The organism is Glaciimonas sp. GNP009 (assembly GCF_054343755.1).
In genome coordinates this window covers 352357-377089 of sequence record NZ_JBTGUV010000004.1, presented here as the reverse complement: position 1 = coordinate 377089, position 24733 = coordinate 352357, and the positions used below count along the sequence as shown (strand labels likewise).

Below are 24733 nucleotides of genomic sequence, written 5' to 3'. Positions count from 1 at the left end.
TTGACGATATTCCAAATTAAATTTTAAGAGGTGAAACATGAAAGCAATGATTTTAGCGGCAGGCAAGGGCACGCGCGTTCGTCCCCTGACCTATGATCTTCCCAAACCGATGATACCGATTTTGGGCAAGCCCGTAATGGCTTATCTGGTCGAGTATCTTGCTAGTTACGGCGTGCGTGACATCATGGTGAATGTTAGCTATTTACATCACAAAATCGAAGAGTATTTTGGGGACGGTAGTCAATTCGGGGTTCAGATTGGCTATTCGTTTGAAGGCTATATCAATGATAGTGGCGAGGTCATTCCCGAACCGTTAGGTTCAGCGGGGGGTATCAAGAAAATTCAGGAGTTTGCGAATTTTTTTGATGATACGACTATTGTGATCTGCGGCGATGCGTTAATTGATCTGGATCTGACGTCCGCACTGTTTGAGCATAAGAAAAAAGGTGCAATGGTAAGCGTTGTCACCAAGGAGGTGCCTTGGGATAAAGTGGATAGCTATGGCGTGGTGGTGACGGATCTTGATGGACGCATAAAATCATTTCAGGAGAAGCCGAAAGAGGCAGACGCACTCTCTAATTTCGCTAGTACCGGCATCTATATCTTTGAGCCGGAGGCCATTGATCTGATACCTGTTGGCACAATGTTCGACATCGGCTCCGATCTGTTCCCGCTGATGGCCGAAAAAGGCCTGCCATTTTACGCGCAGCAAAGGTACTTCAATTGGATTGATATTGGTACTGTGACCGATTACTGGAGTGTGTTGCAAAGCGTGTTGTTGGGTGAAGTAGCGCAGCTGGAAGTGCCAGGGACGCAAATCGCCGATGGGGTATGGGTCGGCCTTAATACCAGCATAGATTGGAACGGTACCACCATTCAAGGGCCAGTTTATATTGGTGCCGGTTGTCTGATTGAGGCCGGTTGCACCATCATTGGACCAACCTGGATCGGACACGGCAGCCATGTATGTTCTGGCTCTGAAGTGGTGCGTAGTGTGTTGTTTGAATACACGCGAATACTGCCCGACGCTTATCTGGAAGAAATGGTTGTGGTCAAGGAATATAGCGTGAACCGTGCTGGTGAGATGCTTCATTTACCGGAATCGGGCAAGCATGAATGGGGTGATGCTCGCGATAAGCCGCCAGAATCTCCAGCTGAATCTGAATCTAAAATTGATTCTAAGTTAGATTCCAAGTCGGACTATCAGTTGGATTCTGGGTCAAAAGCAAGAGTAGGGACCACGGCTGCCATGACGCAGGATGGTCTATGAGAATTTATCCCGTTATCCTTGCCGGAGGTTCTGGAACGCGCTTATGGCCGCTCTCGCGTGAGGCGCTGCCAAAGCAACTGCTGCCGCTCTGCTCGAATTTTTCGATGTTGCAAGAGACATTATTACGGTTGTCGGAGTGGTCCGAGTTGATGCCGCCGTTAATTACTTGCGGTAATGAGCATCGTTTTCTAGTGGCTGAACAATTGCGGGCCATTGGCGTAGCGCCATTAGGTATTTTGCTGGAACCTGAAGGCAAAAATACCGCGCCATCGGTCGCCGTAGCGGCACATTTTTTATTGAAAGAAGATACGGAAGCGCTGATGCTGGTGCTGCCAGCAGACCATGTGATTGCTGATGTCGAGGCTTTTCATGTGGCGTTGCAGCGTGCGGCGCAAGCGGCGCGCAGTGGCGCGCTTGCGACTTTTGGTATCGTCCCATCCGGCCCCGAGACGGGGTATGGATATATCCGGCGCGGTGAAGCTCTGGAAGGAACGGATGGTTGTTACACAGTCGACAAATTTGTGGAAAAGCCTGACCGTGCCACGGCCGAAATTTTTGTTGCGGATAAAGCTTATAGCTGGAATAGCGGCATGTTTCTATTCTTGGCATCGCGTTATCTTGAAGAGCTCCACGCCTTCCGTCCCGCTATAGCAGAAAGTTGCGATAAGGCGTTCAGCGGCGCTTATCGTGATCTCGATTTTTGCCGTTTGGATGAGACCTCCTTTGCCGTTTGTCCAGCAGAGTCGATTGATTACGCCGTCATGGAGCACACTACGCATGCCGTCGTTGTGCCATCCGAAATCGGTTGGAACGACGTTGGATCATGGTCTGCTTTATGGGAAATACTGGATGCTGATATAGATGGGAATGTCCTGCGAGGCGACGTTTATACCGATGGCGTAAAAAACTCCATGATCAGAGCGGAAAGTCGTTTTGTGGCGGTCGTCGGGGTCGAGGATTTGATCGTCGTAGAAACCAAAGATGCGGTGTTGGTAGTGCACAAAGATCAGGTCCAAAATGTCAAAAAAATCGTCAATGATCTTAAGGAGAATCAACGGACCGAACATTTGAATCATACAAGTGTGTTCCGACCTTGGGGAAGTTATGAGGGAATCGATATAGGTGATCGCTTCCAGGTTAAGCGTATCACCGTTAATCCAGGAGGAAAATTGTCGCTCCAAATGCATCATCATCGCGCCGAACATTGGGTGGTGGTGAGTGGTACAGCACGCATTACCTGCGGAGAAGATGAAAAATTTCTCACCGAAAATGAGTCCACTTACATACCGATAGGCGTTAAGCACAGGTTAGAAAATCCAGGAAAAATGCCATTGCATTTGATCGAAATACAGTCAGGCGGTTACTTGGGAGAGGACGATATTGTTCGTTTCGAGGATATATATAAACGTAGTTAAGGCAAAGAGATGTTGTCTCTAATGCGCTTCCGTTGGGGCTTATGTGCCTCTAACCAATTAAGTTAAATTGACTAAAAAAATTATGCTCCCACTCCAAAATTCGATATTCAAAGCCTACGACATCCGCGGTGTTATTGGCAAAACGCTTGACGCTGGCATCGCGCGTCATATCGGTCAGGCTTTTGGCCTAGCGGCCATCGCTAAGGGGCAAAAGACAGTTGTGATCGGTCGTGATGGCCGTTTATCTGGCGCCGAAATGACCGCGGCCCTGGCGTCAGGGTTACAGGATGTTGGCGTCGACGTGATTGATCTCGGTGTCGTCGTCACGCCCATGGTGTATTTTGCGACCCATGTGCTGGACACACAATCCGGCGTCATGGTGACTGGCAGCCACAATCCTCCCGATTACAACGGCTTCAAAATGGTTTTGGCGGGCGAGGCGATTTATGGCGAAACCATTCAGGCACTGTATCAGTCGATTGCGACGGATGCGGTTAGCCGCACGGTCGAGCAGACGCAGAATGTGGGGCATTACAGCACGCACGATATCAAGGACACCTATCTGCAACGCATCCTCAGCGACGTGACGTTGGCAAAGCCGATGAAGATCGTTGTCGATTGCGGCAATGGCGTGGCGGGTGCGTTTGCTGGTGAACTGTATCGCGCCCTCGGCTGCGAAGTACAAGAATTGTTTTGTGAGGTGGACGGAACATTTCCGAACCATCATCCCGATCCGGCGCATCCGGAGAATTTGCAGGATGTCATTCGGGCGCTGCAAACCTCTGACGCAGAAATTGGCCTGGCGTTCGACGGCGATGGCGATCGTCTGGGCGTTGTCACCAAAGATGGTCAGATCATTTATCCGGATCGGCAGTTGATGCTGTTTGCCGCTGATGTGCTGACCCGTCATCCGGGTCAGGAAATTTTGTACGACGTTAAATGTACGCGCCATCTGGCGCCATGGATTACGCAGCACGGTGGCAAGCCGCTGATGTGGAAAACCGGCCATTCACTGGTGAAAGCGAAGATGCGCGAGACCGGTGCGCCGTTGGGCGGTGAGATGAGTGGACATGTGTTCTTCAAAGACCGTTGGTATGGTTTTGACGACGGCTTGTATGCCGGTGTCCGCTTGCTGGAATTGTTGAGTCGGGAGAGTGATCCTTCAGCGGTGCTGAACGCACTACCGCAATCGACTAGCACGCCGGAATTACAATTGACCTTGGCCGAGGGCGAGAACTTTACGCTGATTGCCGCTTTACAGCAGCAAGCGGAGTTTCCCGGTGCGGATGACATTATCAAGATTGATGGCTTACGCGTGGAATATCCGGATGGCTTTGGATTGGTGCGGGCATCGAATACCACACCGGTGGCAGTCATGCGTTTTGAGGCCGAATCGGAAGATGCACTAGCGCGCATACAAGCAGAATTTAAGCGGGTGATTCTGATGGAAAAACCGGATGCTGTTATGAACTTTTAAATAATACCCTTATTACAAAGTTTAATGCCGAACTTAATCCGCAATCAGACGCCTAACTGATGAAGTATTTCTGTGAATAGATGGCAGATCAACATGGCACCAAGATGTTGAGCAATGCCTTTAAGTATCACCACCAAGCAACGACGAAAAATTGTATTTTTCTATGCCCGGTCAGATTAGAACGCCAAGCAAGAATTTACTTCTAGAAAGATACACAATGCGATCTCTAATGATTACTGCCCACGACTATCGGTCCCGAAGAAGGGTGAACGTACATTTTATTGCAGCTGAATTAAAAAAATATGGTCCTACCAGTTTTTTTTCTTGCCAATACAGTCTACTATCGCAGTTAAAATCCGACCCCAGAAAATCGCTAAATAGTCTCGCAAATAAAGTAGGTTTGCGCGATGGCATCCACTGTTTTCTATGGAAGACATTTATCCATCCATTCAATACGCGTAAAAATATTTTCTCTCCTATAGAAAAATTTTTATTTAAACGATACGTCAACAATCCCAATCCTGTCTTGGTCGAATGGATAGAGCAAGCGGATGTTGTAATCTTTGAAAGTGGAATCGCTCCAATTTTTTTCGATCTTGTAAAGCGCCTGAATCCGCAGGCAAAAACCATTTATCTTGCTTCTGATGACCTTGCTACGATTAATGTTGCATCGTATGTTAAGGAAATTTTTACGGAAGTCGCGCCAAAAATGGACGCGATTTGCCTCACTTCTCGATTCATGGCTGATGAGATGCCGAGTCTGGATAATTGTTATGTAGTACCACACGGCTTTGATTTTTCGGTCGAAGAACATGCTGATCCATCTCCTTATGGACCCGGTCTGACTGCGGTATCGGTGGGATCAATGTTGTTCGATCCAGATTTTTTTGTAGTGGCATCAAGACTTTTTCCTGAAGTGACTTTTCATATTATTGGTTGCGGTATGGCGGCGCATCCTGACTTTGGAAAAAACGTTGTTGTGCATGATGAGATGCCACATCTCCTTACGCTGCCATATATCAAACATGCAACCGTAGGAATAGCACCTTATCGATCAGAAAACGTTCCACGCTATCTTTCCGATACCTCAATGAAGCTGATGCAGTATGACTTTTTTGGTCTACCTGCCGTGTGCCCTGATGGCATCGTAGGGGATTTCGTCTCGCGCTTTGGATATCAGCCCGGCGATGCAGATTCTATTTTCCGCGCGCTACGCAGCGCGCTGGGTACACCACGTTTGCCCCCTCATAAAGAGCATTTAAGCTGGTCTGCAGTAGTGGAAAGGCTATTGGCGCCAGATAAGTTTTCCGACACGAGACTGGTTTCGTGAGTGATCTAGCGGGAAATATTGTGACTGCTAGCGCAACACGTAATGTGCCAGCACAGAATCATTATGGTTTTATCGACAATGCTAAAGCTATTGGTATTGCCCTTATTGTTCTCGGACATAGTAGAGGTCTTCCGGATTATTTGTCGCATTTAATCTTTAGTTTTCATGTCCCGTTATTCTTTTTTATTTCCGGATTTCTGATTAAGCCGACTAAATTAGAGGCGACTATTGTCAGTAATTCAAAAAAAAGTTTACAAAATATAGGGATACCTTATGTGCTCTTTTTTTTGGTTGCTTTTATTTACTGGCTGGTGACACGTAATGTCGGCATCAAGGCACTGCTTTATGCAGGGAATACTTGGTACGGGCCGGTGGTAGGATTTTTTAGCGGACTTGAGTCTGATCTTTACGTCGATCCTCCGCTTTGGTTTTTTCCGTGCTTTTTGCTGACGGTCATCGCCTATCACGCCTCGCGCAAATTATTGACAACGATGACTTCCACTTGTCTGTTTGTGGTTCTGGCGTTTGCCATCTCAATGCTGTGGAAGTTTGTACCTTATAGATTTCCTTTGGGATTGGATAGCATGTGGATAGGGCTTGCGTTTTATGCCATCGGACAATGCGTCCGAGATAAGGATTATTTCACTCATATTAAGCGAGTGTATTTTATTTTTACTTTTATTGCCGCATTTGGATTACTTGCTTTTGTAGTGTCTAAAACTGGCTCGGTCGACCTGGCTAACATGCATTTTGGTGTGTGGCCTTCACTCTATTTTCCAATCGCATTGCTAGGGATTATCGCCACCTTTTCTGTTTCCAGGCTATTACCGTCGTCGATAGTCAGTAAATGGCTTTCAGAAAATACGTTAACGATTTTTCCATTGCACTTCATTTTTTTTAGTTTTATTCGTGGTATGGCGATTTCTTTGCATTTGATTCCGAAAAATTATAACTATGGTATTGGATGGAGTGTGGTGAGTAGCGCTCTAGCGATCCTGCTTTGTATTCCAGCAGTATATATATTGCGCCGTTTGCCGTTACCGACAGATAGTTTTGGCCGTAGCCGGGTGGGTAAATAGGGTGCGCTTTTAACCATATAAAGGTCTCTGGCATTAATTTTTCAGTGTAATTCCTTTAGAAAAGCGTGGTTTATAAAGTAGAACAAATCCACTTTTTTGTATTTGAAAAGGCAACGAATTTTCACGCCAGGGAATACTGATGTTCCTTGATGTAACGTAACGTGTTACGTCCAAAAATAGATATTTTCCCGATTAAAATTGCGCCCTTAAAAATTTGCTAAAGAATCGTTAGTGATTGATTTTAAAAGCATTTATTTAAAATTTGTACAAATTTCTACTTATTAAAACAAGCTAAATTTTCTGATATTTTCCTCTGGTATGTTATTTGCATTAAGGACCCCAAAGCAGGCGTTTCTGCATTACCAACCCGGGGAAATATCATGAAAACATCACAGAAAAGAAGCCTAATCGCAGTATCACTATTGTTTGCTGGTTTGTTATCGGGATGTGCTGGCAACGGTACGATAGGCAAAATCGGTGGAGCGAGTAGTGGTGGCACAGCGGGTGGCACGGCAGGTGGTACTGGCGATGCTTCAACTGGCGGCACGGGAGCTGGGGGGGGTACAGGTGCAGCTGGTACAAATGGTAGCAATGGCACGGATGGTGCAACCGGCGGCACAGGCGCAACTGGCGGCACAGGCGCAACTGGTGGTACAGGCGCAACTGGCGGCACAGGCGCAACTGGCGGCACAGGCGCAACTGGTGGTACAGGCGCAACTGGCGGCACAGGCGCAACTGGTGGCACTGGTGGCACTGGTGGCACTGGTGGCACTGGTGGTGGAACTAACAATTTAGTTAAGTCGAATCTTCTTTCTAATACAGGCTCAGTCGTATCAAGTATCGGCACTGCAGTAGGTAGCCTAGGTACGACGTTGACTAGTCAGTTGCCATTAACTTCTGGCATAAGTAGTGGCTTGAATGGTGTTGTCAGCAATGGTAGCGGCGTCCTGACAACGCTAGGTGCTGGCGTGACAAACGGCCTTGGTCAGATCGGTACTGCAACAGATCCAGTGGGTATCACCGTCGGTAGTGTTGGTGGTGTGGTCGGTAAGGTTGGCGACACAGTCCAAAGCGCCGGACAACTGGTGATTGGATTAGGTAGCGATCAGCTTTCAGTTCTGGCCCCGGTCACCACACCGGTTGGTGGACTGGTGGTCGCTGTTGGTGGTGTTGTAAAACAAATCGCTGTGCCATTAACGACTACATTGACGACAGGCCCGGTCCAGCAGGTTACGCTGGCATTAAGCACAGCGATTGTGCCTCTTACCAGCACGGTTAATACAGTAACGCAAGCAGTTGGCAATACTACTGGTCTTAACCAGCCGGTTAACGGCTTGCTCATCGCGGTTGGCAGCGCCGTCGTTGCTGGTGGCACGCAACTGAGCGGCATTAATACGCCACTATCCGCAGGTTTGGGCGGTGTCGTGACGACTGTGGGTAGCACTGTGATTGCTCTCGCTAACAACAGTTTGACCAATAGCTTGCAACCGTTATTGGGTAACCAGGTCAATGGTTTGTTCGCCGGTCTTGGCGGCTTAGCGGGCGGTGGTACCAATCCATTGTCGCCAGCGACAATTCTTCTTAGCTCTCTGACAGGCGGCTTAGGCGGCGCTACAGGGACCAATCCTTTAGGGTCGTTGACTAGTTTGATTACAGGTGTAACTGGCACTGTAGGCGGCTTGCCAGGGGCTCCTGGCGCGGGATCGCTGTCGTCGCTAACAGTGTTGGTAGGGAGCTTGACTGGTACGTTAAGCGGCGTTGCTAGTCCTGGCGCCGGTTCTCTGGCACCAGTCACCGGACTGATCAGTGGCTTGACTGGTACGTTAAGCGGCGTTGCTACTCCTGGCGCTGGTTCTCTGGCACCAGTTACCGGACTGATCAGTGGCTTGACTGGTACGTTAAGCGGCGTTGCTACTCCGGGTGCCGGTTCTCTGGCACCAGTCACCGGTCTGATCAGTGGCTTGACTGGTACGTTAAGCGGCGTTGCTACTCCGGGTGCCGGTTCTCTGGCACCAGTCACCGGTCTGATCAGTGGCTTGACTGGTACGTTAAGCGGCGTTGCTACTCCGGGTGCTGGTTCTCTGGCACCAGTCACTGGGTTAGTTGGCACGTTGACTAGCACATTGACTAGCGTCACTGGCTCAGCAGGAGCTGGTTCGTTGTCTCCTGTGACAACAGTGGTGAGTAGTCTGACCAGTGTGTTGAGTGGCGTCGCTACTCCTGGTGCCGGTTCGCTGGCGCCGGTTACTGGACTAGTCAGCGGTTTGACTAGCACATTGAGTGGTGTGACTGGTACTTCTGGCGCGGGCGCGTTGACACCTGTGTCAGGTCTACTGACCGGATTGCTAGCTGGCCTGCCTGCAAAATAAACAATGTGGTCATCGCAAAAAAGCCTTGGCTTATCACGAGGTTTTTTTGCGACTAAGAGTCAAACGGAACGTCAATAAATTATACAAAAAAGTCTCCGGAACTATAGCGCGTTGCTAAGGGCTCGCCCTAAACGACAAAAATACCTATCGCTAAAAATGATGAAAATACAGCCTGGAATTCTCGTTGTCGAAGATAACAAAATCCTTCAAAAACTGATTGTTCATCAGTTAAAGAGGATTGGTTTCGACGCCGTAAAAGTTCTATCGAACGGTGCGGAAGCAATATCTTGGCTATCTAGTAATAGCTGCAAGATTATCTTTACAGATTGCCAGATGCCGGTCATGGATGGATACGAAATGACTGAAAAAATCAGGCAGCACGAGAAAATTACCGGAGCGCATTTGACTATTATTGCGGTTACTGCAAATAGTACGGAGGGAGGCAGGGAGCGTTGTCTTAGGGCTGGAATGGATTGTTATATTGCGAAACCTGCTTCTACGGCCTCTCTCAAAGAGGTTCTGCAATGCTGGTTGGAACCTGATATTGAGTTGACTTCCGATATCAGCCCAGTGTTGATCTGAACGGCTAACCTAGATTGGTCTTATGAAAATTCCCTATTCTATTTTTTCTAACCAAAAGATACTGGTTCTTGAAAAAGATCAAAGTCAGCGTGCCACTCTAGTGATGTATTTGAAAGTTCTAGGAGTCGGTTTTGTGGCCGAAGCAGCTGATGCGCAACAGGCATTAGCGCTGCTTGATGGTTATGCCGAGGAGTTTGATTTCACGATCTGCGATTTACGGATGGGCGGCATGGATGGAATAGAATTTCTCCGTGAAGCGCCCCGTGCAAAAATAGGTCGAGTCATTCTTTCATCAGCGTTGGAAGATGATCTACTGTGTTCTGCAGAAGAAATAATATTAAGTTACGGCATACGACTTTCTGGTCGGATCATTAAGCCAGTTAAATTCTCAAATTTCAAAAATCTCATATCGCCGACCTTGCATCCACAAAAAGCTGAATATGTTTTCCGCAAGAGAGTGCCGTTTCAGTGCTGGTCTAAAGAAGATCTGAGTACCGCTTTAAAACGAGGGCAATTCGTGCCCTATTTTCAACCAAAATTAGACTTTGCTACGCGCACGCCGGTCGGTGTTGAGGTTCTTGCTCGATGGATGCATCCAGATCAAGGTGTGATTCCTCCGTCGCAATTTATTCCTTTGATGGAATCTGCGGGTCTGATTGACCAATTGACTGAAGATCTGCTGTGCAACGTGCTTGAGTCCACTAAAAAGTGGTATTCGATTAGGCCGGAAATCAGTATTTCTATCAATGCATCACCGTTAACCTTGGAAAATACTGCGATACCGAACAGATGGTTGGCCATTGTGAAGGAACATCAGATAAATCCTGAGCGTATTACTATCGAGGTCACCGAGACAGCGCTTCCCAAGGACTACAAAGGATTGCTGGAAAGCGTTACCAGATTGCAAATGCACGGTTTCGGATTGTCGCTCGATGATTTCGGGACAGGTTACTCCTCATTGCAGCAATTAAGCCAGATGCCGTTTAACGAAATTAAAATCGATCAATCGTTTATCGCGTCTGCGCGAAAAAATAAGCGCTCGATTCTAATCCTCAATTCAATCGTTAATATGGCGAAAAATCTTGATCTTCGAACAGTTGCAGAAGGCATCGAATCTGAGAGTGACGCGACTTTTTTTCAAGAACTTGGCTTTGATGTAGGGCAGGGTTATCACTTCGCAAAACCAATGTCTGGGGATGACTTGGTCCGCTGGCTATCGAGCGAACAATCGGTTGCACAAAAAATACCTCAATTGTTCTCGTTACCGAAAATGGCACAATTCACTCAAACCCATAAAGCGATGAGATGGGTGTGATACGCATATTTGGCCCCGACTTTTAATCACGGCTCGCGTTAGTAAGGTTGATGAGATTGCTGACGCTGGCTAGTTCGGAGAAGTAAGTAAAAAGTGCAGTGGTGAGATGAATGCGGCGCTAAAAATCGGAACTGAAGCGCTGATATTAGTTACCCCGAACCGGTCTTTTTTAAGATTAAACCTGAGATCAATTAAGTTAACTCCAAAATGGCTGGCGCAATGAACATATTGAATATGGCTTCTTTCGGTGTTGCTGCTGCGATTCTCAGCTTTGCGACCAGTTTGTTGATTGTACTTTCACAAAATTGGCACGGTAAGCATTCTTTAGATCACGATCTTTCTGCGATACAAAAAGTCCATACAATAGCAGTCCCGCGCATTGGCGGGATCGCTGTGATGACTGGCCTCATTTTTTCAGCCATTTTTTTTGCAATCATTAGTCCGTCTCTTGTTAAGCCAATCAACATACAAGACGTGTTTTCACTCCTGCTTGCCAGTTGCCCTATTTTTCTGGTTGGTACGTTGGAAGATCTGACAAAAAGAGTATCGGTCAAGGCGCGCCTGGTAGCCAGTATGGTTTCTGCATTTCTAGCAAGCTGGTTATCTGGTGCCATCATTGATGGTCTGGACATATGGGGCTTCGACGCTTTATTAACAATCGTTCCATTTGCTATTCTTGTGACCGCTTTCGTGGTCGCTGGCGGGACCAACGCTATCAATATAATTGACGGTTTTAATGGCATCGCGGCAACCGTAGTTATTATTATGTTGGCCGCACTTGGGTATCTCGCATGGCGGTGTGGAGACGTGTTGGTGACCCAGTTGGCGTTGTTGATTGCGGGAGCTGCCTTCGGCTTTTTGGTCGTTAATTACCCGACAGGACGATTATTTCTCGGAGATGGCGGGGCTTATCTTTTGGGTTTTTTGGTTTCCGAGGTCATGATATTGCTACTTATACGCAATCCTTCGATCAACGCATGGCAGGTATTGGCAATCTGTGCGTACCCTATTATTGAAGTGCTATATAGTATCTATCGTAGGAAGATCGTCCGAAAAATGAGTCCCGGACATGCAGATCGCCTGCATCTTCATGCCCTGATTTATCGTCGTGTCGTGTGTCAAATGCTGCGTCATAACCCTGCCAGGCCATGGCTACGTAATGCGGCGGTGGTGTGCTTTGTCGGCACTTGGGTGGCGGTCATGTCATTCATTGCAGTTGTCGCTGGTGATACGATAGTGAGTGCTTTAGTTATCGTCGCGCTGCAAGTTGGCTCGTACCTTGCGATCTATGCGCGCCTGGTGCGAGGGCATTGGCGCTGGTATACGGTTAGGGTAGTTTCTGGCAGCTTGTTGATCGTCCCGGATATCAAAATACCCTAGCAGATCGTTTGTTCACGGTGTTTGGGTGTTTTTGTTATGGATTGGTTTTCAAGCAAAAACGATGGTAAAACTCGTTAGTTGTAAAGGAATATCTACCCATGCTGGGACGTTTGCAAGAGCGGGTAGGGTGTTTGGCATAAAGTCGTTACACTAGTGATGCATTATTTGATAGGCTTCAAACCATCGCAGAGCACCAGCCTTGCGATTGAATCAAATTCATCCTCGTGTACTGAAAAACTATGTTTGGTTTACCTACTACGGCCACTGCGCCATTCTGCCCGTCTGAAGTCGTCGGTACGGTAGCAGTTTCTCCCACTGCACCGCTATGGCGAAAAATAGTCCGCTTTACTGGTCCAGGTTTGTTGGTCTCAATCGGTTACATGGACCCCGGAAATTGGGCGACCGATATTCAGGCGGGATCACAATTCGGCTATAGCTTGCTTTTTGTGGTGATTTTGTCGAGCCTTGCTGCGATCGTGTTGCAGTGTCTGAGTATGCGACTCGGTATTGCCACCCAAAAAGATCTAGCAGTGCATTGCCGCGAACAATACAGTCCACGTGCGGGCAAAACTCTGTGGTTTTTTGCTGAGGTTTCGATCATCGCGTGTGATGTTGCCGAGGTATTGGGAAGCGCACTGGCGTTCAAGTTACTGTTTGGCGTATCGCTGGTGACTGGGGTATTGCTGACGGCATTTGATACGATTATCGTGCTCGGTCTTAAAGGAAAAGGCTTTCGGCAGATTGAGGCAATCATTCTTGGTTTGATTCTCACCATCAGTGTTTGTCTGTTTGCCGAACTGTTATTTGTCAAGCCAGACTGGAGCGCCGTCGCCGCTGGCGCGATCCCGTCGTTAAAAGCGCTGGCCGGCCAAGAACCGCTTTATTTGGCTATTGGCATTCTTGGTGCGACGATCATGCCGCATAATCTCTATTTGCACTCTTCGATTGTCCAGACTCGCGTGGTTGAGAGTAATGATCGCAGCCGGCAGCAGGCGATCCGGTTTTTACGTCTGGATACGATATTTTCCCTGATGGTCGCGCTAGTGATCAATGTCGCTATTCTGGTTTTGGCTGGCGCTGCCTTTCACACCAGCGGTAGTCACGTTGCTGTGGAAATCGACGAAGCGTTCCACTTACTAGACCCGATTGCGGGCACCGCCGTGGCAGGTATTTTATTTGGCGTGGCCTTGCTGGCCTCAGGCCAAAGCTCGACATTTACCGGAACAATCGCAGGCCAGGTCATTATGGATGGTTTTCTAAAAATAAAAATACCCTGCTGGCAGCGCCGCTTGATTACACGCAGCCTGGCTTTGGTGCCGGCATTGATTGGTGTAATCTTGTGGGGCGAACATTCTGTGGGACGTTTGTTGGTGATGAGTCAGGTCGTATTGAGCCTTCAATTACCTTTTGCCATGTATCCGTTGATTAAGCTTACTAGTCGCCGCGACTTAATGGGAGTCTTTGCCAATTCGCTGACAACCTCGGCGCTGTCATGGATGTTGTTCGTTGTTATTTCTGCAGCGAATATCTGGTTGGTTTTACAGGCATTTGGGATGCAATAGCCCATTGGTCTATGGAGATACCGCTTGTGCGATGGTGTCTTTCCCTAAAGAAATTGCGGCAATAAAAATCGTCGAAAGATTTGCGCGCGCAGCTTCCGGTAACGCGAGAGTCGCCTCAGTGTCGAAAATTTACATAAGATTTCTTTGCGCTGTTGATTTTTTGGATGATTCAGTGTGATAATTAAATTATCGAAATGTGATGAGGGATTTGTCACCACATTGTTGAATGTTGTGTTTTAACGCTATATTTACCATTGTGAAGACATTTTTTATCAAGTTTGAATTAGGTGTTGTGCGTTTGTTGAAGGGCTGCTATACTTCGGTCCTTCGTTAGTTAGCTTTAAATGTGTTTTGCGATTTTAAGTAAAGCATAGCCGATACAAGAGTAGATTCACCTTTCGCCGAGGTCACTCTCCAGATAGGTTTGGATTTCGGGAATCTCCTCCTGTATCGGTTAGCAAAGAAAACGCGGGAGTAGCTCAGTTGGTAGAGCGATACCTTGCCAAGGTATAGGTCGAGAGTTCGAGCCTCTTCTCCCGCTCCAAAATAAGAAAGGAAGCCCAAAAGGCTTCCTTTTTTTATTGTTGGTTTGGTGCAGTTAATTCCCCGGTCAGCCAGCCAGAGCTGCGCTTTTGTCCTTCGGTTTAGTTCTTATTTTTTATCTTTACTTGAATCTGTCTCGTCCTAATATTTAAGTTGATGGTCAGTGAGCGCAAATTTGATGCGTAATTTTAACAATTAAGCGCTGATTTATTTTGCACTTCTAGTTGTGTTGATTGCACAGATATCTTCATGGTAGGCAGGTTTTTATCGCGATGTCGGACAATGTGTTCCAGCAAATATCCGGCATCTCGTGCAATGCCCGAAAATCGTCCCGATCCCCATGTGTATTGCCAAGGCAAGCCAAGAAAATACAGCCCCGCAATGTCTGTCACGCCGCGCGTGTGGCCCGGATAGCCGCGTGCATCAAAGATGGTTTCTTCGATCCAGCTAAAATCGGTACGGAAGCCGATGCACCAGATGACCGCGGCAATGTTATTGCTGCCCATATTAAGACGTTGCGGCGCATCCGCTGGTGGCTCCCAGAGCGGCACGTAGCGTGCTTCCTTTGGTGCATCAATGGCATTGTCGGCGATAAATTTATCGATATTGTTTTTGATGTTTTCGGAGACCGCATCGGCACTGTCGAGGTTATTTTTTAATTCGCTGCCGAACGTTGCGATACCATCGGCGAACGTCTCGAAGCGACCATATAATTGCATTCCTTCCAGCGCAAATTTGCGCAAATCAATATCGCGTCCACCGTCACGTCCAGTGACGTAGTGATTGGTTTTTTCGCGCACGCCCGTGCCAAGCGGATGGCGCTCAACGGGAAGGTCGTAATACTTCATGTGGTCAAGCCATTCCACCACATCCTTGCCACGATAGGTGCGTGCAACGCGCGGTGCATCACCGACGCATAAGTGCACGCGGCGGCCGGTGAGATGGAGATCCTCAGCTATCTGGCAACCGGATTGTCCTGTACCAACGACCAAAATATCGCCAGGTGGAAGTGACTCAGGATTGACGTAATCAGACGAATGTAATTGCACGATGTGATCGGGTAATTTTTCTGCCACGCCTGGGATTATTGGTATGTGATAACCACCGATGGCAACCACAACCTGATCAGCTGTCAGGTTGCCTTTGGTTGTTTCGATTTCAAACACGTTTGCAGCATTGCGAAGCAGCCTTGTAACTCCGACGCCCTCGGCGGCAGGTGGTTCGAATGAGGCGACGTATCGGTCAATGTAGTCGACGATATCATCTTTTTTCATGAATCCGTACGGATCGTTTCCAGTATAAGGAAATCCCGGTAGTGTGCATTGCCAATTGGGTGTCACCAGACAAAATGTGTCCCAGCGTTCGCTTCTCCAGGCGTGGCCGATACGGTTCTTTTCAAGAATAAGGTGGTCAATGCATTGCTGCTTCAGGTTGTAGCTCATCGACAATCCGGCTTGGCCACCGCCGATAATCAATACCGAATAATGATTGTCTTGCAATAATTGAGGTGAAGTATTCATATTTATTCTCCAAATGCTGATTGGATAAATGACGGATAAGGGATCAAGCGAATGGTCAATCGCAAAAAGAATGAACAGTCAACCGTCACGGGCGAAACGCTTCGACAATGACCAATGCGTTTTCCTGATCTTCAAACCGGCTGGCAGTGCGTTCTATTTGACCAAGTTGATCCATCGCGGATGAGCACATGTAGCCAAATTTTTGCTGCACACGCTCGCTCGCCATGGTTAATGCGGCGCGACTACGTTCTACAAAATCGGGGATTGGATAACTTTTTCCGACTTCCAGATAATCTTTGATGACCCGCGATGGAGAGTAGCAATCGCTGGTTGAATTGTCCGGCCAGCGGACGCTAAAGTGGACTACGGGCATGGTTCTCTCCATATAACAATAAAGGGCGGACGTCGTATCGGATTGTCGAAAATAAAAGGTTTTTAAAATCGTGGCTTTTCACTTAGTGGCTTTTAACTCCGGCGGATATTGCCGACATTGGCCCGCAGCCAATCAACGGCTCTGCGTTGAAGTCCCATAGCGTTTCCGTTTCACCGCCGCGTTGCAACCGCACGACGCCGGAGGCATCGGTGCGACCGATCGCAGCGCAGGCAATGTCTCGCGCTGTGAAGCGCTGCAATACTTGTTCCAGATGTACATCGGCTACGCTGAGCAAAAAACCATAACTGGGGAAGGCGGTTAACCAGCGTTCCAGCGCGACGTTCTGAGGCTTAGGAATAGCATCAAGATTAATGGTCGCACCAATTGCTGAACATTCCAGCAGCATTAATGCAGTGCCGACTACGCCTGCCATGCTAATGTCCTTGCCTGCTTCAGACCAGCCGTCTTCTGCAATCATCGGCAATAGCGCAAGATCATCACGCAGGCGCTGTGCTGGTGAACCGCTGCTGGCATCCCAATAATCATACGGCTCATGGAAGTGCCCACGCAAGTCTATGGCGGCCACCAAGTGCTGACCTGGACGTGCATCGAAGCTGGTCAGAAGCCGCTTGGCTCGGCCAATGATAGCGACCGATAATTGCTCTCTATCATTGCGGCGGTTACTATGACCGCCAACGATTGGCACGTTATAAATGGTTGAGGCCGCTGCCAGTCCTTCCAGTATCGGTTGCGCAGCATCGCCGGTGCGACTCCACAATGCATCGACGATGGCAACTGGACGACCGCCCATGGCATAAATATCACTGACATTGACCATCACGCCACAATATCCGGCAAACCACGGTTCTTGTGCGACAAATTCATTGATAAAGCCTTCAATCGCAAATAACAGATAACCGTTACCGTCGGGTTCAGGGATTGCCGCACAGTCATCTCCGACCGGCACAGCGGCGGTGCGATCATAGGTGGTTCCCAGTGTGCGGATAACGGCATCAATATCTCGCTTATGCGCGATGCCGCGTGAGTCGCGCAACATCGTCGTTAGTGCGCTTAATGTGATTAATGCACCTGATTCTTGTAATGCTGCGTTCAACTTTGGACCGGCGATGTTCATATCACACCAGGGATCAGCACAAAGCCGATATCGCCATCGTGCATCGGTGGATAAAAGTTAAGGTCGGCTTGCATCAAATGATGTGGACGACCATGGACATCAATCTCGTCTATCGAGGCCCAGTGCAGTCTTTCAAACAACGGCACGTTCTGGTTTTGTACCTGCGCCAAAAAAGTTTTGCATCCATGTGCATGCGCGGTACGCACTGCCAGGTTAATTAAGCCAGTACCAACTGACCCGATTCGCCGCGCATGACGCGCCACAGCCAGACGTGACCCATACCAGATGCCAGATTGCGACTCGACAATACGGACGGTCCCGACGAGCTCATCGGGCATGTCCGGAATACAGAGAATCGCCGCAATAGGGTATGCGCGTTGATCGATTTCATCTGTATCGTCACCTTCAAAGATGCCTTGCTCATCGCAAAAAACAGCACACCTCAAGCGTTTTGCTGCCTCACGTTCGTATCGTGTCGTCGCAAGTTTGATGCGTACCGTAGCATTTGCAAAAGCGTTATCGGCATTGACAACTAATGGCGTGCAGACGGCGCTCATGATGGCTTCTTCTCAAAAGTTGATAATGATGAACAGGCACCGCAACGCCCGCAACCCGCTTTGATATCGGTTGAGCGCAAGCCACGCGATTCCAGCATGGCTGCCAGCGGTGTCAGTAGTTCGCGCATGAATTGGGGTGATGGTGCGGGATGATCTTCCAGCGGCGTCCCTACAATTGGCACAAAAGGCACAACGAACGGATAGACACCGATGGCGATCAGTTTTTCACATATACTCAAAATCGCTTTGGTGGTATCACCAAGTCCAGCGAGTATGTAAGTACTAACCTGACCATATCCAAATACTTCTATAGCGCTTTCAAACGCGTCGAAATAGCGCGCAATCGAAACGCTTGCCTTGCCTGGCATGATACGAGCGCGCACCTCAGGCGTTACTGCTTCGAGATGCATGCCAAGTGAGTCGATTCCGGCATCATGCATGCGCTTGAACCAGAGATCGTCGTCCGGCGGTTCGCATTGCCCTTGAATCGGCAGGTTGACCGCGCTCTTGACGGCAAATGCACTTTCGCACAAAATCTGCGCGCCACGATCGGTGGCATTTGGCGTGCCGGTTGTCATCACCATATGCTTGACGTTATCCAACAGAACAGCAGCACGCGCGACTTCCGCTAATTGTTCGGGCGTCTTGCGCAAAATAGTTCTGCCCGCAGCAAGTGATTGTCCTATCGCGCAGAACTGACAGGATTTACGCCGACTCTCGTAGCGGATGCAGCTTTGTAGCACGGTAGTTGCCAGTACGTCAGAGCCATGTAATGTCGCGATTTTGGAGTAAGGAATACCGTCCATTGTCTGCATTTTGTAAAAACGTGGCTGACGCGGGAACGAGATAACGCCAACGGAAATCCCATCCCGCAGCAACGCACTGGTGCCATCGGGACCGAGTGGCGCAGCCACAAATGGCGACGACCACGCGCTTGCCGTATGCACCGGAATCATCACCGTATGCCCATCCACCACAACCGCCTTATGATCGGATGGGCCGGCCCCGCCGCGCCGACTGGCAGCACCAGCATTGGGGTCATTGAGTCGCAAGCCCAGCGATTGCAGTTCAGTAATTAGTTGTTGATGTGGTGTGGAGACTGTTTGCATGATGTGTGCTCGCAAGAGTTGGGCTGTCGGCGGAGTTGAAGGTTGGTTGTTCGTTTTCGGTGTTATCTGTATCCTCACTAAAAAGTGGTGAAACAGGGGCATGTCGACGGTCATCAACGACCAGTTTTAATAATTCTGGCCGCGCATAGTGACCGACGGAATCCATCATGCGCTTACGTTTGGTGATGAGCGCCATATCGAGATCGGCGATCACCATGCCTTCTCCGCTGCGCAGTGGCTGTGCCAACAGCACACCTTCCGGCGATACGATGGCAGTGCAGCAACCACCACGCAGCGCCTTTTGGACGGCAGGATCGGGTGTGATCGCGATGATCTGGGCATCGGTCAACCAACCGGTGGCGTTCACCACAAAGCAACCAGCCTCAAGCGCATGATGGCGTATCGTTACTTCCATTTGATCGGCGAATATCTGTCCAACCATAGAGCCGGGAAACTGGGCACAATGGATTTCTTCATGCTGCGCCATCAAAGCATAGCGTGCTAGTGGATTGTAGTGTTCCCAACATGCCAGCGCACCCAAACGACCGACGGCGGTTTCCACGACTTTGAGTCCACTGGCGTCGCCTTGACCCCAGATCATGCGCTCGTGATAAGTCGGCGTAATTTTTCTACGTTTTAACACCAGTTCACCATTGGCATCGAACACTAGTTGCGTGTTGTATAGCGTACCGTGATCGCGTTCGTTCACACCCAGCACAACGACTACGCCGTGACTACGAGCAACAGCCGAGACGGCAGCGGTTACCGGACCCGGCACAACGACTGCACGTTCGTATAAAAGCAGGTGTTCAGCACCTGCTGCAAAGGGCGGCCGGACGAAAGAAAAGTAAGGATAGTAAGGCACGAAGGTCTCTGGAAAAACTACGAGCTCCGCACCTTTTGCAGCCGCACTTTCAATCGCTGTACAAACCTTGTCCAACGTGCCGCCAGCACTTTCAAGGTCTGGTGCAATCTGAATCGCTGCCGCGCGTACCGTCTTTTTTTGCGATGATCTTGTCATTGTATTGTCCGTTTTCATGATCCGCCCTTTGCAAGGTTTATAGCGTCCAGGTATCAAGAATGAACGCGTTTGCACGCGTGTGGATCAACTTCAAATCCAGTACGTCAAGTGGATTGATTGCGCGAATACCGGGAATCAACGAAGGCTCACCGTGGCCGTATAAAGCTTGAAGCGCAAAGCGGCAGGCATAGACTTTGCCGCCTGCTTCCATGAAAGAAGTGATCCGGTTATTAAAATTCAGATGACCCGGAAATGCCTCATCGCCAAGCGTTGGAAAGCCGCGTTGCAAACCTAATGTGACGCCGGGACCGTATAACAAGATAGAGGTTTCATAACCTTTGCGTTGCAGGCGCGTGGCTTGCAATAAATTGACAAACCCAATCGACCCTTCAAAGGCAACAGTATGAAAAGTAACCAGTGCTTTTTCACCCGGTAAAGCTTTGATATCTTCAAATACTTTCTCTTCGTAATCGACAAAGAAATCGCCTTTAACGTGGGCTGGATGTTTGACCGTTGGCATGTTGATAGCTCCTGATGAATGGGTTGAAATGCGGCGACATTTGCTGATTGCTGTCGGTCAGACGCACTGTCGTGACGGCCTCATTGAATGCATATGGCGTGCCATGCAATCGGTCTATATGCCCATATTGAATGGAAAAAAATGCATGCAATCGATTTTTAAAATGGCAAAGCCGCATTGCTATTGCGTTTCCCACGGGCCTGGATTTGGGCGAATTTCCGGGTTTGATGAAAATCCATTCAATCGTCCCATTCAATTCACATTATGACGTTGCACCATAGCGGAAACGCATGCTTTAACTTCGTGCAAGAAGTGCCTAAAAAATGCGCAGGGATGGTGCAGAACAGGCATATTTTTGGACAATTCGAGTCGAATTACAGAGTGATTGTATGGAATGAAAAATGCATACATTGTATTAAAGATTTTTTTTAGCCTGAAGAGTGACGCAGGATTGAATGGGAGTAATGAAGATGGTAAAGCTTCAAAATGGATGGTTGCCAAAATTGAAAAAGGGAAGCGGCCCTCTCTATCTGACGATTGCCAATGCCATCGCCGACGATATTGCTGTGGGTCAATTAGCCGCAGAGCAACGGTTGCCGCCACAACGTAAGCTGGCTGAGTTGCTGGGCATCGATTTCACTACCGTGGCGCGTGCTTACACAGAAGCACACCGGCGCGGTTTGGTGGATTCTGTGGTTGGGCGCGGTACGTTTGTGTGCGGTCTTCGCCGCCCCAAAATTCCCCGTGTATTTGAAGGGCGACCTAACGTCGACATGTCAATGAACATGCCGCCGGAACCCGTCTCGGAGGAATTATTAACGCTCATGGAAAGCGGCTTTGCCAGCGTGAGTGGTAAGTTAAGAGATTTGCTGCGGTATCAAGATTTTGGCGGATCGCCCGAAGACCGTGAGGCTGGTGCGTTATGGTTGCGCCGACGCGGATTGGTGGTTGATCATGATCGCTTGTTGGTTGTACCTGGTGCGCAAGCTGCGTTGGTCGCCGTGCTAACCACGCTAGCACCATCAGGATCGGTCATTTGTTGTGAAGAGCTGACTTATCCCGGACTAAGAGCATTAGCAGGTCAACTTGGCATCCGTTTGATAGGCTTGCCGATGGATCGTGAGGGAATCGACGCGGTTGCATTTGCGGCTGCATGCGCACAATACGCGCCGAAAGCCTTGTATTGCAATCCGACTTTGCTCAATCCGACTACGATAGTGATGTCACACACGCGGCGACAGGCGTTGGTGGAAGTGGCCCGTCATTATGAGGTACCGATTATCGAGGACGACGCCTACGGTTTTTTGCCGCGCGTGACGCCACCAGCAATCGCCAGCATCGGTCCGGATGTGACGTTTTATATTGCGGGTTTGGCAAAATGTGTTGGCGCAGGTTTAAGAATTGCTTATCTGGTAGCTCCCGACGCACAATATGCATCCCGGCTGGCATCTGCGGTGCGGGCAACGACGGTGATGGCATCGCCCATTACGTCGGCGTTGGCAACCCGCTGGATTCGCGACGGCACGGCTGATTTGGCGTTGAATGCGATCCGCAAGGAATCGATGGCGCGCCAAAAGCTAGCGGCGCGATTATTACCGGCGGGAAGTTACCTCTCGCATCCGGAGGCTTTCCATTTGTGGATTAGTCTACCTGCGCCATGGGATCGAAAAGCATTTGCAGCGCATTTGCAATCGTCCGGTGTTGGTGTGGTGGCGAGCGATGCTTTTTCGGTATCGATGCAACCGCCGGAAGCGGTGCGGGTCTGCATCGGCGGCGTCGCCAACCGTGAAGAAATTCAGCATGCATTGGAGTTGATTGCGGAGACATTGCGGACGGCACCGCACGTTGCCCCGGCGGTTGTATGATGAACTCTGATTTATATTTGAGTTAGATTTAATAGGGCGTGTTGCTATTGGCATGTTGATTTTAAAATGACTTAATAGGTGTATTTTTTTATCCGAACAGGTCCCGGCGAGTGGCGAGTTCGGCTACGTGTGTTTGCCGTCGTACCGAAAACGTACCTATTTTCGATAGGTTCGAACGAAAAACAATCATTGTCTTGGTGGTTGCAGTGAATATGATTTGCGGAATGCTGTTTAGCCAGGCGTCGAGTATCGTGCTGCTGATCTGCACGTGTATTCAAATCGTTCGCATTAATTGCGCTCACTAATCGTTCCCCCCCTGAGCGTTCTCACTAGCTGAAGTACAGCTTAGTAACTCGCCAAACCTCTTACACCGGTATCTGCTTCTTGTTGCAGTTGGTCAGATGACCTGTGCTGCCGCATATACATGTTGCTGCTACTGCAGCCTTACATGCGTTCGGGTAGCCGTGGCGAATCGCTGCGCCGCTCAAGAGCGAAGCATGTGAAAGAGAGCTTACTTTAATGTTGGATTGAATTAATTTGAATCACGGACGAATTTTTTGATTTGCTTCGGATATTTCGTGTTGCTAATCTTAAGTCACTATTTATTTCGCTGAAACTAAGTTTTTTTCGGTGGCGAGATATCCGTTACCAGCTTCGTAAGCTTGAACTTGACTTCGGTTGACTATGTTGTTGCTCCCACTATGCGACGTTGGCACGCCACGTTGGTTACTAGGTCAGCGTTTGTTGGGATTTCGCGAAGATGATGCTGCCACCCGGACTGACAAGCAGCAATTGGACTTGCATCGCTCCCGACTGTAGCGCTTTTCAGGTATTCGCAAGTGCTCTATCACGGCTTTAAATTGAGTGCCAACCGACAACATGGAAGGGGATATACAACCAAAGAAAATTACTGACAACTCTTTACTTTCGCAATACCCGCAGATGACTAAAAAAATTATATATAGGGATTATTAAATGAAAAAATCATGCATCGCACTTGCAGTGCTAGCCGCAGGCACAGCGCAAGCACAAAGCTCGGTCACAATCTACGGCATCGTTGATACTGGCGTCGCCTATACAAACAAAGCTAATACGACCGCAGTACCGGGTGGCAAGACGGGTAGTCAATTAAGCATGGTCTCCGGGATCGTCCAGGGGTCACGTCTAGGCTTCAAAGGCGTTGAAGATTTGGGGAGCGGTCTGAAGGCGGTGTTCCAACTGGAAACTGGCTTCGCCAATGACACCGGTGCATTGCAAAGCGACAAAGGGACATCTACTTTATTCCGTCGTAAATCCGTAGTTGGCTTGAGTGGCAACTTTGGGACTGTTCTGCTTGGTCGTCAAACTGACCTTCTGGACGATGTCAGTGTGTGGACCTCTATTGTCGATTTTGGTACTTTTGTTGCTGCACCGGGACATGTTCTGGACCGCCTGGAAGGTACTCGCACCAACAACTCGATCCGTTACAACACGCCAAGCCTGGCTGGTTTTACTGCTAGCGCGATCTATGGTTTAGGGGAAGTCGCCGGTCAGACATCGACAGGTCAATCGTTTGGTCTGGGTGGTCAATATCTAAGAGGCCCCATCACTTTATTCGCTGCTTACTACCAATCTAAACTAGGCACGCCCACGGCTGGAGCTAGCGACGTTTCCTTAGTTAATTCTGCTCCCGTATTCATCGGTCATCCCGGTTATACAGCGCTGAAGACATTTACGCTAGGGGCTAGCTATCAAGCCGGTCCGGCACGTCTGTATGGTAACTGGTCGCGTGCGAAGCAACCACTGGCAAGTGCGGCGACCAATAACATCATCGGTGGCTTGAGCAACGACAAGGCTGATATTTTCGAAGCTGGCGTAAATTACGCTGTTACCGGTCCCTTACATCTACTTGCTAGTGTGCAACATACTAAACTCGATTTCATTGGCGCTAAAAACGGGACATTGAATCAGTTCAATCTGGGTGCCGACTATTTTCTTTCGAAACGTACTGACTTGTACGCATTCGTGTCGGACCTACGCGCGACAAATACAACCAACCCGGGGGTTTTGGGTTCTACAGTTGGTGCATCGGGTAACCAGGCAGCAGTTGCTTTGGGTGTCCGCCATAAGTTCTAAAATACTTGAGATGATTTTCAGGTTGCCTGGGACCGCATATTAACCAATAGAGGAAGTCCTATGATAGTTAGCCTTTCATAGGCGGCATAGGACTTTCCCTATTTTTGCTTCTGTCAATAACCCAGTGTAGATATTCAAATTGGCACATCGGCAAAATTTCTAAAATACGCTGTTTGGAGTGTCACGGGGCATTCCA

Annotated in this window: 20 protein-coding genes and 1 tRNA gene; 14 read left to right on the top strand and 7 right to left on the bottom strand. The window is 48.9% G+C overall.

Features of this window, described 5'->3' with window-relative positions:
* Positions 1 to 37 precede the first annotated feature (37 nt).
* The 11 genes from ACXX82_RS02740 (at position 38) to ACXX82_RS02690 (ending at position 14323) form a co-directional block, all read left to right on the top strand.
* Complete coding sequence (locus tag ACXX82_RS02740; protein WP_322239799.1) at positions 38 to 1270, top strand: nucleotidyltransferase family protein; 1233 nt, start codon at positions 38 to 40, stop codon at positions 1268 to 1270.
* Entirely contained in the window at positions 1267 to 2685 is a 1419-nt protein-coding gene (locus ACXX82_RS02735; protein ID WP_458562361.1) for a mannose-1-phosphate guanylyltransferase/mannose-6-phosphate isomerase, read from the top strand. The genes ACXX82_RS02740 and ACXX82_RS02735 overlap by 4 nt, the downstream gene beginning before the upstream one ends.
* 82 nt (positions 2686 to 2767) lie before the next feature.
* Positions 2768 to 4162, top strand: coding sequence for a phosphomannomutase/phosphoglucomutase (locus ACXX82_RS02730; RefSeq protein ID WP_322239795.1), 1395 nt, complete (start codon positions 2768 to 2770; stop codon positions 4160 to 4162).
* Between the two features lie 163 nt (positions 4163 to 4325).
* Positions 4326 to 5492, top strand: coding sequence for a GumK N-terminal domain-containing glycosyltransferase (locus ACXX82_RS02725; RefSeq protein ID WP_458562360.1), 1167 nt, complete (start codon positions 4326 to 4328; stop codon positions 5490 to 5492).
* Positions 5493 to 5512: 20 nt separating this feature from the next.
* Positions 5513 to 6571, top strand: a complete 1059-nt coding sequence (locus tag ACXX82_RS02720; RefSeq protein ID WP_458562359.1) for an acyltransferase family protein — start codon at positions 5513 to 5515, stop codon at positions 6569 to 6571.
* A 380-nt stretch (positions 6572 to 6951) separates the two neighbouring features.
* The gene (locus ACXX82_RS02715) at positions 6952 to 8940 is read left to right on the top strand and encodes a collagen-like triple helix repeat-containing protein (RefSeq protein ID WP_458562358.1); all 1989 of its coding nucleotides are present in this window, start codon (positions 6952 to 6954) and stop codon (positions 8938 to 8940) included.
* A gap of 156 nt (positions 8941 to 9096) precedes the next feature.
* Positions 9097 to 9522, top strand: coding sequence for a response regulator (locus tag ACXX82_RS02710; RefSeq protein WP_458562357.1), 426 nt, complete (start codon positions 9097 to 9099; stop codon positions 9520 to 9522).
* A gap of 22 nt (positions 9523 to 9544) precedes the next feature.
* On the top strand, positions 9545 to 10837 hold the full coding sequence (locus tag ACXX82_RS02705) for an EAL domain-containing response regulator (protein ID WP_458562356.1): 1293 nt from the start codon (positions 9545 to 9547) through the stop codon (positions 10835 to 10837).
* A 219-nt stretch (positions 10838 to 11056) separates the two neighbouring features.
* Positions 11057 to 12217, top strand: coding sequence for an MraY family glycosyltransferase (locus ACXX82_RS02700; protein WP_322239784.1), 1161 nt, complete (start codon positions 11057 to 11059; stop codon positions 12215 to 12217).
* A gap of 239 nt (positions 12218 to 12456) precedes the next feature.
* Complete coding sequence (locus tag ACXX82_RS02695) at positions 12457 to 13779, top strand: Nramp family divalent metal transporter (protein ID WP_458562355.1); 1323 nt, start codon at positions 12457 to 12459, stop codon at positions 13777 to 13779.
* A 468-nt stretch (positions 13780 to 14247) separates the two neighbouring features.
* Positions 14248 to 14323: transfer RNA gene (locus tag ACXX82_RS02690), tRNA-Gly, on the top strand.
* A 187-nt stretch (positions 14324 to 14510) separates the two neighbouring features.
* On the opposite strand, the gene ACXX82_RS02685 is transcribed toward ACXX82_RS02690, so the two are convergent.
* The 7 genes from ACXX82_RS02685 to ACXX82_RS02655 form a co-directional block, all read right to left on the bottom strand.
* Positions 14511 to 15842: an MSMEG_0569 family flavin-dependent oxidoreductase gene (locus tag ACXX82_RS02685; RefSeq protein ID WP_458562354.1), complete on the bottom strand. Its 1332-nt coding sequence runs from the start codon at positions 15840 to 15842 to the stop codon at positions 14511 to 14513.
* Positions 15843 to 15927: 85 nt separating this feature from the next.
* Positions 15928 to 16215 carry an MSMEG_0570 family nitrogen starvation response protein gene (locus ACXX82_RS02680; protein WP_458562353.1) on the bottom strand — a complete coding sequence of 96 codons (288 nt, stop codon included), beginning with the start codon at positions 16213 to 16215 and terminating at the stop codon, positions 15928 to 15930.
* Positions 16216 to 16297: 82 nt separating this feature from the next.
* On the bottom strand, positions 16298 to 17350 hold the full coding sequence (locus ACXX82_RS02675) for a sll0787 family AIR synthase-like protein (RefSeq protein ID WP_458562352.1): 1053 nt from the start codon (positions 17348 to 17350) through the stop codon (positions 16298 to 16300).
* Positions 17347 to 17907, bottom strand: coding sequence for an MSMEG_0567/Sll0786 family nitrogen starvation N-acetyltransferase (locus ACXX82_RS02670; RefSeq protein ID WP_458562351.1), 561 nt, complete (start codon positions 17905 to 17907; stop codon positions 17347 to 17349). The genes ACXX82_RS02675 and ACXX82_RS02670 overlap by 4 nt, the downstream gene beginning before the upstream one ends.
* Positions 17904 to 19016 (bottom strand): MSMEG_0568 family radical SAM protein, encoded by a 1113-nt coding sequence (locus ACXX82_RS02665; protein WP_458562350.1) that lies wholly within the window; start codon positions 19014 to 19016, stop codon positions 17904 to 17906. The genes ACXX82_RS02670 and ACXX82_RS02665 overlap by 4 nt, the downstream gene beginning before the upstream one ends.
* Entirely contained in the window at positions 18976 to 20037 is a 1062-nt protein-coding gene (locus tag ACXX82_RS02660; RefSeq protein ID WP_458562349.1) for a Nit6803 family nitrilase, read from the bottom strand. The genes ACXX82_RS02665 and ACXX82_RS02660 overlap by 41 nt, the downstream gene beginning before the upstream one ends.
* Before the next feature lie 37 nt (positions 20038 to 20074).
* Complete coding sequence (locus ACXX82_RS02655; RefSeq protein ID WP_322239767.1) at positions 20075 to 20557, bottom strand: MSMEG_0572/Sll0783 family nitrogen starvation response protein; 483 nt, start codon at positions 20555 to 20557, stop codon at positions 20075 to 20077.
* A 470-nt stretch (positions 20558 to 21027) separates the two neighbouring features.
* Here ACXX82_RS02655 and ACXX82_RS02650 point away from each other — a divergent pair, with 470 nt between their 5' ends.
* From ACXX82_RS02650 to ACXX82_RS02640, 3 genes are all read left to right on the top strand, one after another.
* Positions 21028 to 22422, top strand: coding sequence for an aminotransferase-like domain-containing protein (locus ACXX82_RS02650; protein ID WP_322239765.1), 1395 nt, complete (start codon positions 21028 to 21030; stop codon positions 22420 to 22422).
* 684 nt (positions 22423 to 23106) lie between these two features.
* Entirely contained in the window at positions 23107 to 23241 is a 135-nt protein-coding gene (locus ACXX82_RS02645; RefSeq protein ID WP_458562348.1) for a hypothetical protein, read from the top strand.
* 156 nt (positions 23242 to 23397) lie between these two features.
* Positions 23398 to 24537, top strand: a complete 1140-nt coding sequence (locus tag ACXX82_RS02640; protein WP_458562347.1) for a porin — start codon at positions 23398 to 23400, stop codon at positions 24535 to 24537.
* Positions 24538 to 24733 lie beyond the last annotated feature (196 nt).

What these genes read in the sequence shown, in the direction of transcription:
- ACXX82_RS02670 (WP_458562351.1), bottom strand. Translation starts at nt 17,907, where the DNA reads ATGAGCGCCGTCTGCACGCCATTAGTTGTCAATGCCGATAACGCTTTT.
- ACXX82_RS02645 (WP_458562348.1), top strand. Translation starts at nt 23,107, where the DNA reads ATGTTGTTGCTCCCACTATGCGACGTTGGCACGCCACGTTGGTTACTA.
- ACXX82_RS02710 (WP_458562357.1), top strand. Translation starts at nt 9,097, where the DNA reads ATGATGAAAATACAGCCTGGAATTCTCGTTGTCGAAGATAACAAAATC.
- ACXX82_RS02715 (WP_458562358.1), top strand. Translation starts at nt 6,952, where the DNA reads ATGAAAACATCACAGAAAAGAAGCCTAATCGCAGTATCACTATTGTTT.
- ACXX82_RS02740 (WP_322239799.1), top strand. Translation starts at nt 38, where the DNA reads ATGAAAGCAATGATTTTAGCGGCAGGCAAGGGCACGCGCGTTCGTCCC.
- ACXX82_RS02725 (WP_458562360.1), top strand. Translation starts at nt 4,326, where the DNA reads ATGCCCGGTCAGATTAGAACGCCAAGCAAGAATTTACTTCTAGAAAGA.
- ACXX82_RS02680 (WP_458562353.1), bottom strand. Translation starts at nt 16,215, where the DNA reads ATGCCCGTAGTCCACTTTAGCGTCCGCTGGCCGGACAATTCAACCAGC.
- ACXX82_RS02675 (WP_458562352.1), bottom strand. Translation starts at nt 17,350, where the DNA reads ATGAACATCGCCGGTCCAAAGTTGAACGCAGCATTACAAGAATCAGGT.
- ACXX82_RS02700 (WP_322239784.1), top strand. Translation starts at nt 11,057, where the DNA reads ATGAACATATTGAATATGGCTTCTTTCGGTGTTGCTGCTGCGATTCTC.
- ACXX82_RS02640 (WP_458562347.1), top strand. Translation starts at nt 23,398, where the DNA reads ATGAAAAAATCATGCATCGCACTTGCAGTGCTAGCCGCAGGCACAGCG.
- ACXX82_RS02665 (WP_458562350.1), bottom strand. Translation starts at nt 19,016, where the DNA reads ATGCAAACAGTCTCCACACCACATCAACAACTAATTACTGAACTGCAA.
- ACXX82_RS02655 (WP_322239767.1), bottom strand. Translation starts at nt 20,557, where the DNA reads ATGCCAACGGTCAAACATCCAGCCCACGTTAAAGGCGATTTCTTTGTC.
- ACXX82_RS02660 (WP_458562349.1), bottom strand. Translation starts at nt 20,037, where the DNA reads ATGACAAGATCATCGCAAAAAAAGACGGTACGCGCGGCAGCGATTCAG.
- ACXX82_RS02730 (WP_322239795.1), top strand. Translation starts at nt 2,768, where the DNA reads ATGCTCCCACTCCAAAATTCGATATTCAAAGCCTACGACATCCGCGGT.
- ACXX82_RS02705 (WP_458562356.1), top strand. Translation starts at nt 9,545, where the DNA reads ATGAAAATTCCCTATTCTATTTTTTCTAACCAAAAGATACTGGTTCTT.
- ACXX82_RS02695 (WP_458562355.1), top strand. Translation starts at nt 12,457, where the DNA reads ATGTTTGGTTTACCTACTACGGCCACTGCGCCATTCTGCCCGTCTGAA.
- ACXX82_RS02735 (WP_458562361.1), top strand. Translation starts at nt 1,267, where the DNA reads ATGAGAATTTATCCCGTTATCCTTGCCGGAGGTTCTGGAACGCGCTTA.
- ACXX82_RS02685 (WP_458562354.1), bottom strand. Translation starts at nt 15,842, where the DNA reads ATGAATACTTCACCTCAATTATTGCAAGACAATCATTATTCGGTATTG.
- ACXX82_RS02650 (WP_322239765.1), top strand. Translation starts at nt 21,028, where the DNA reads ATGGTAAAGCTTCAAAATGGATGGTTGCCAAAATTGAAAAAGGGAAGC.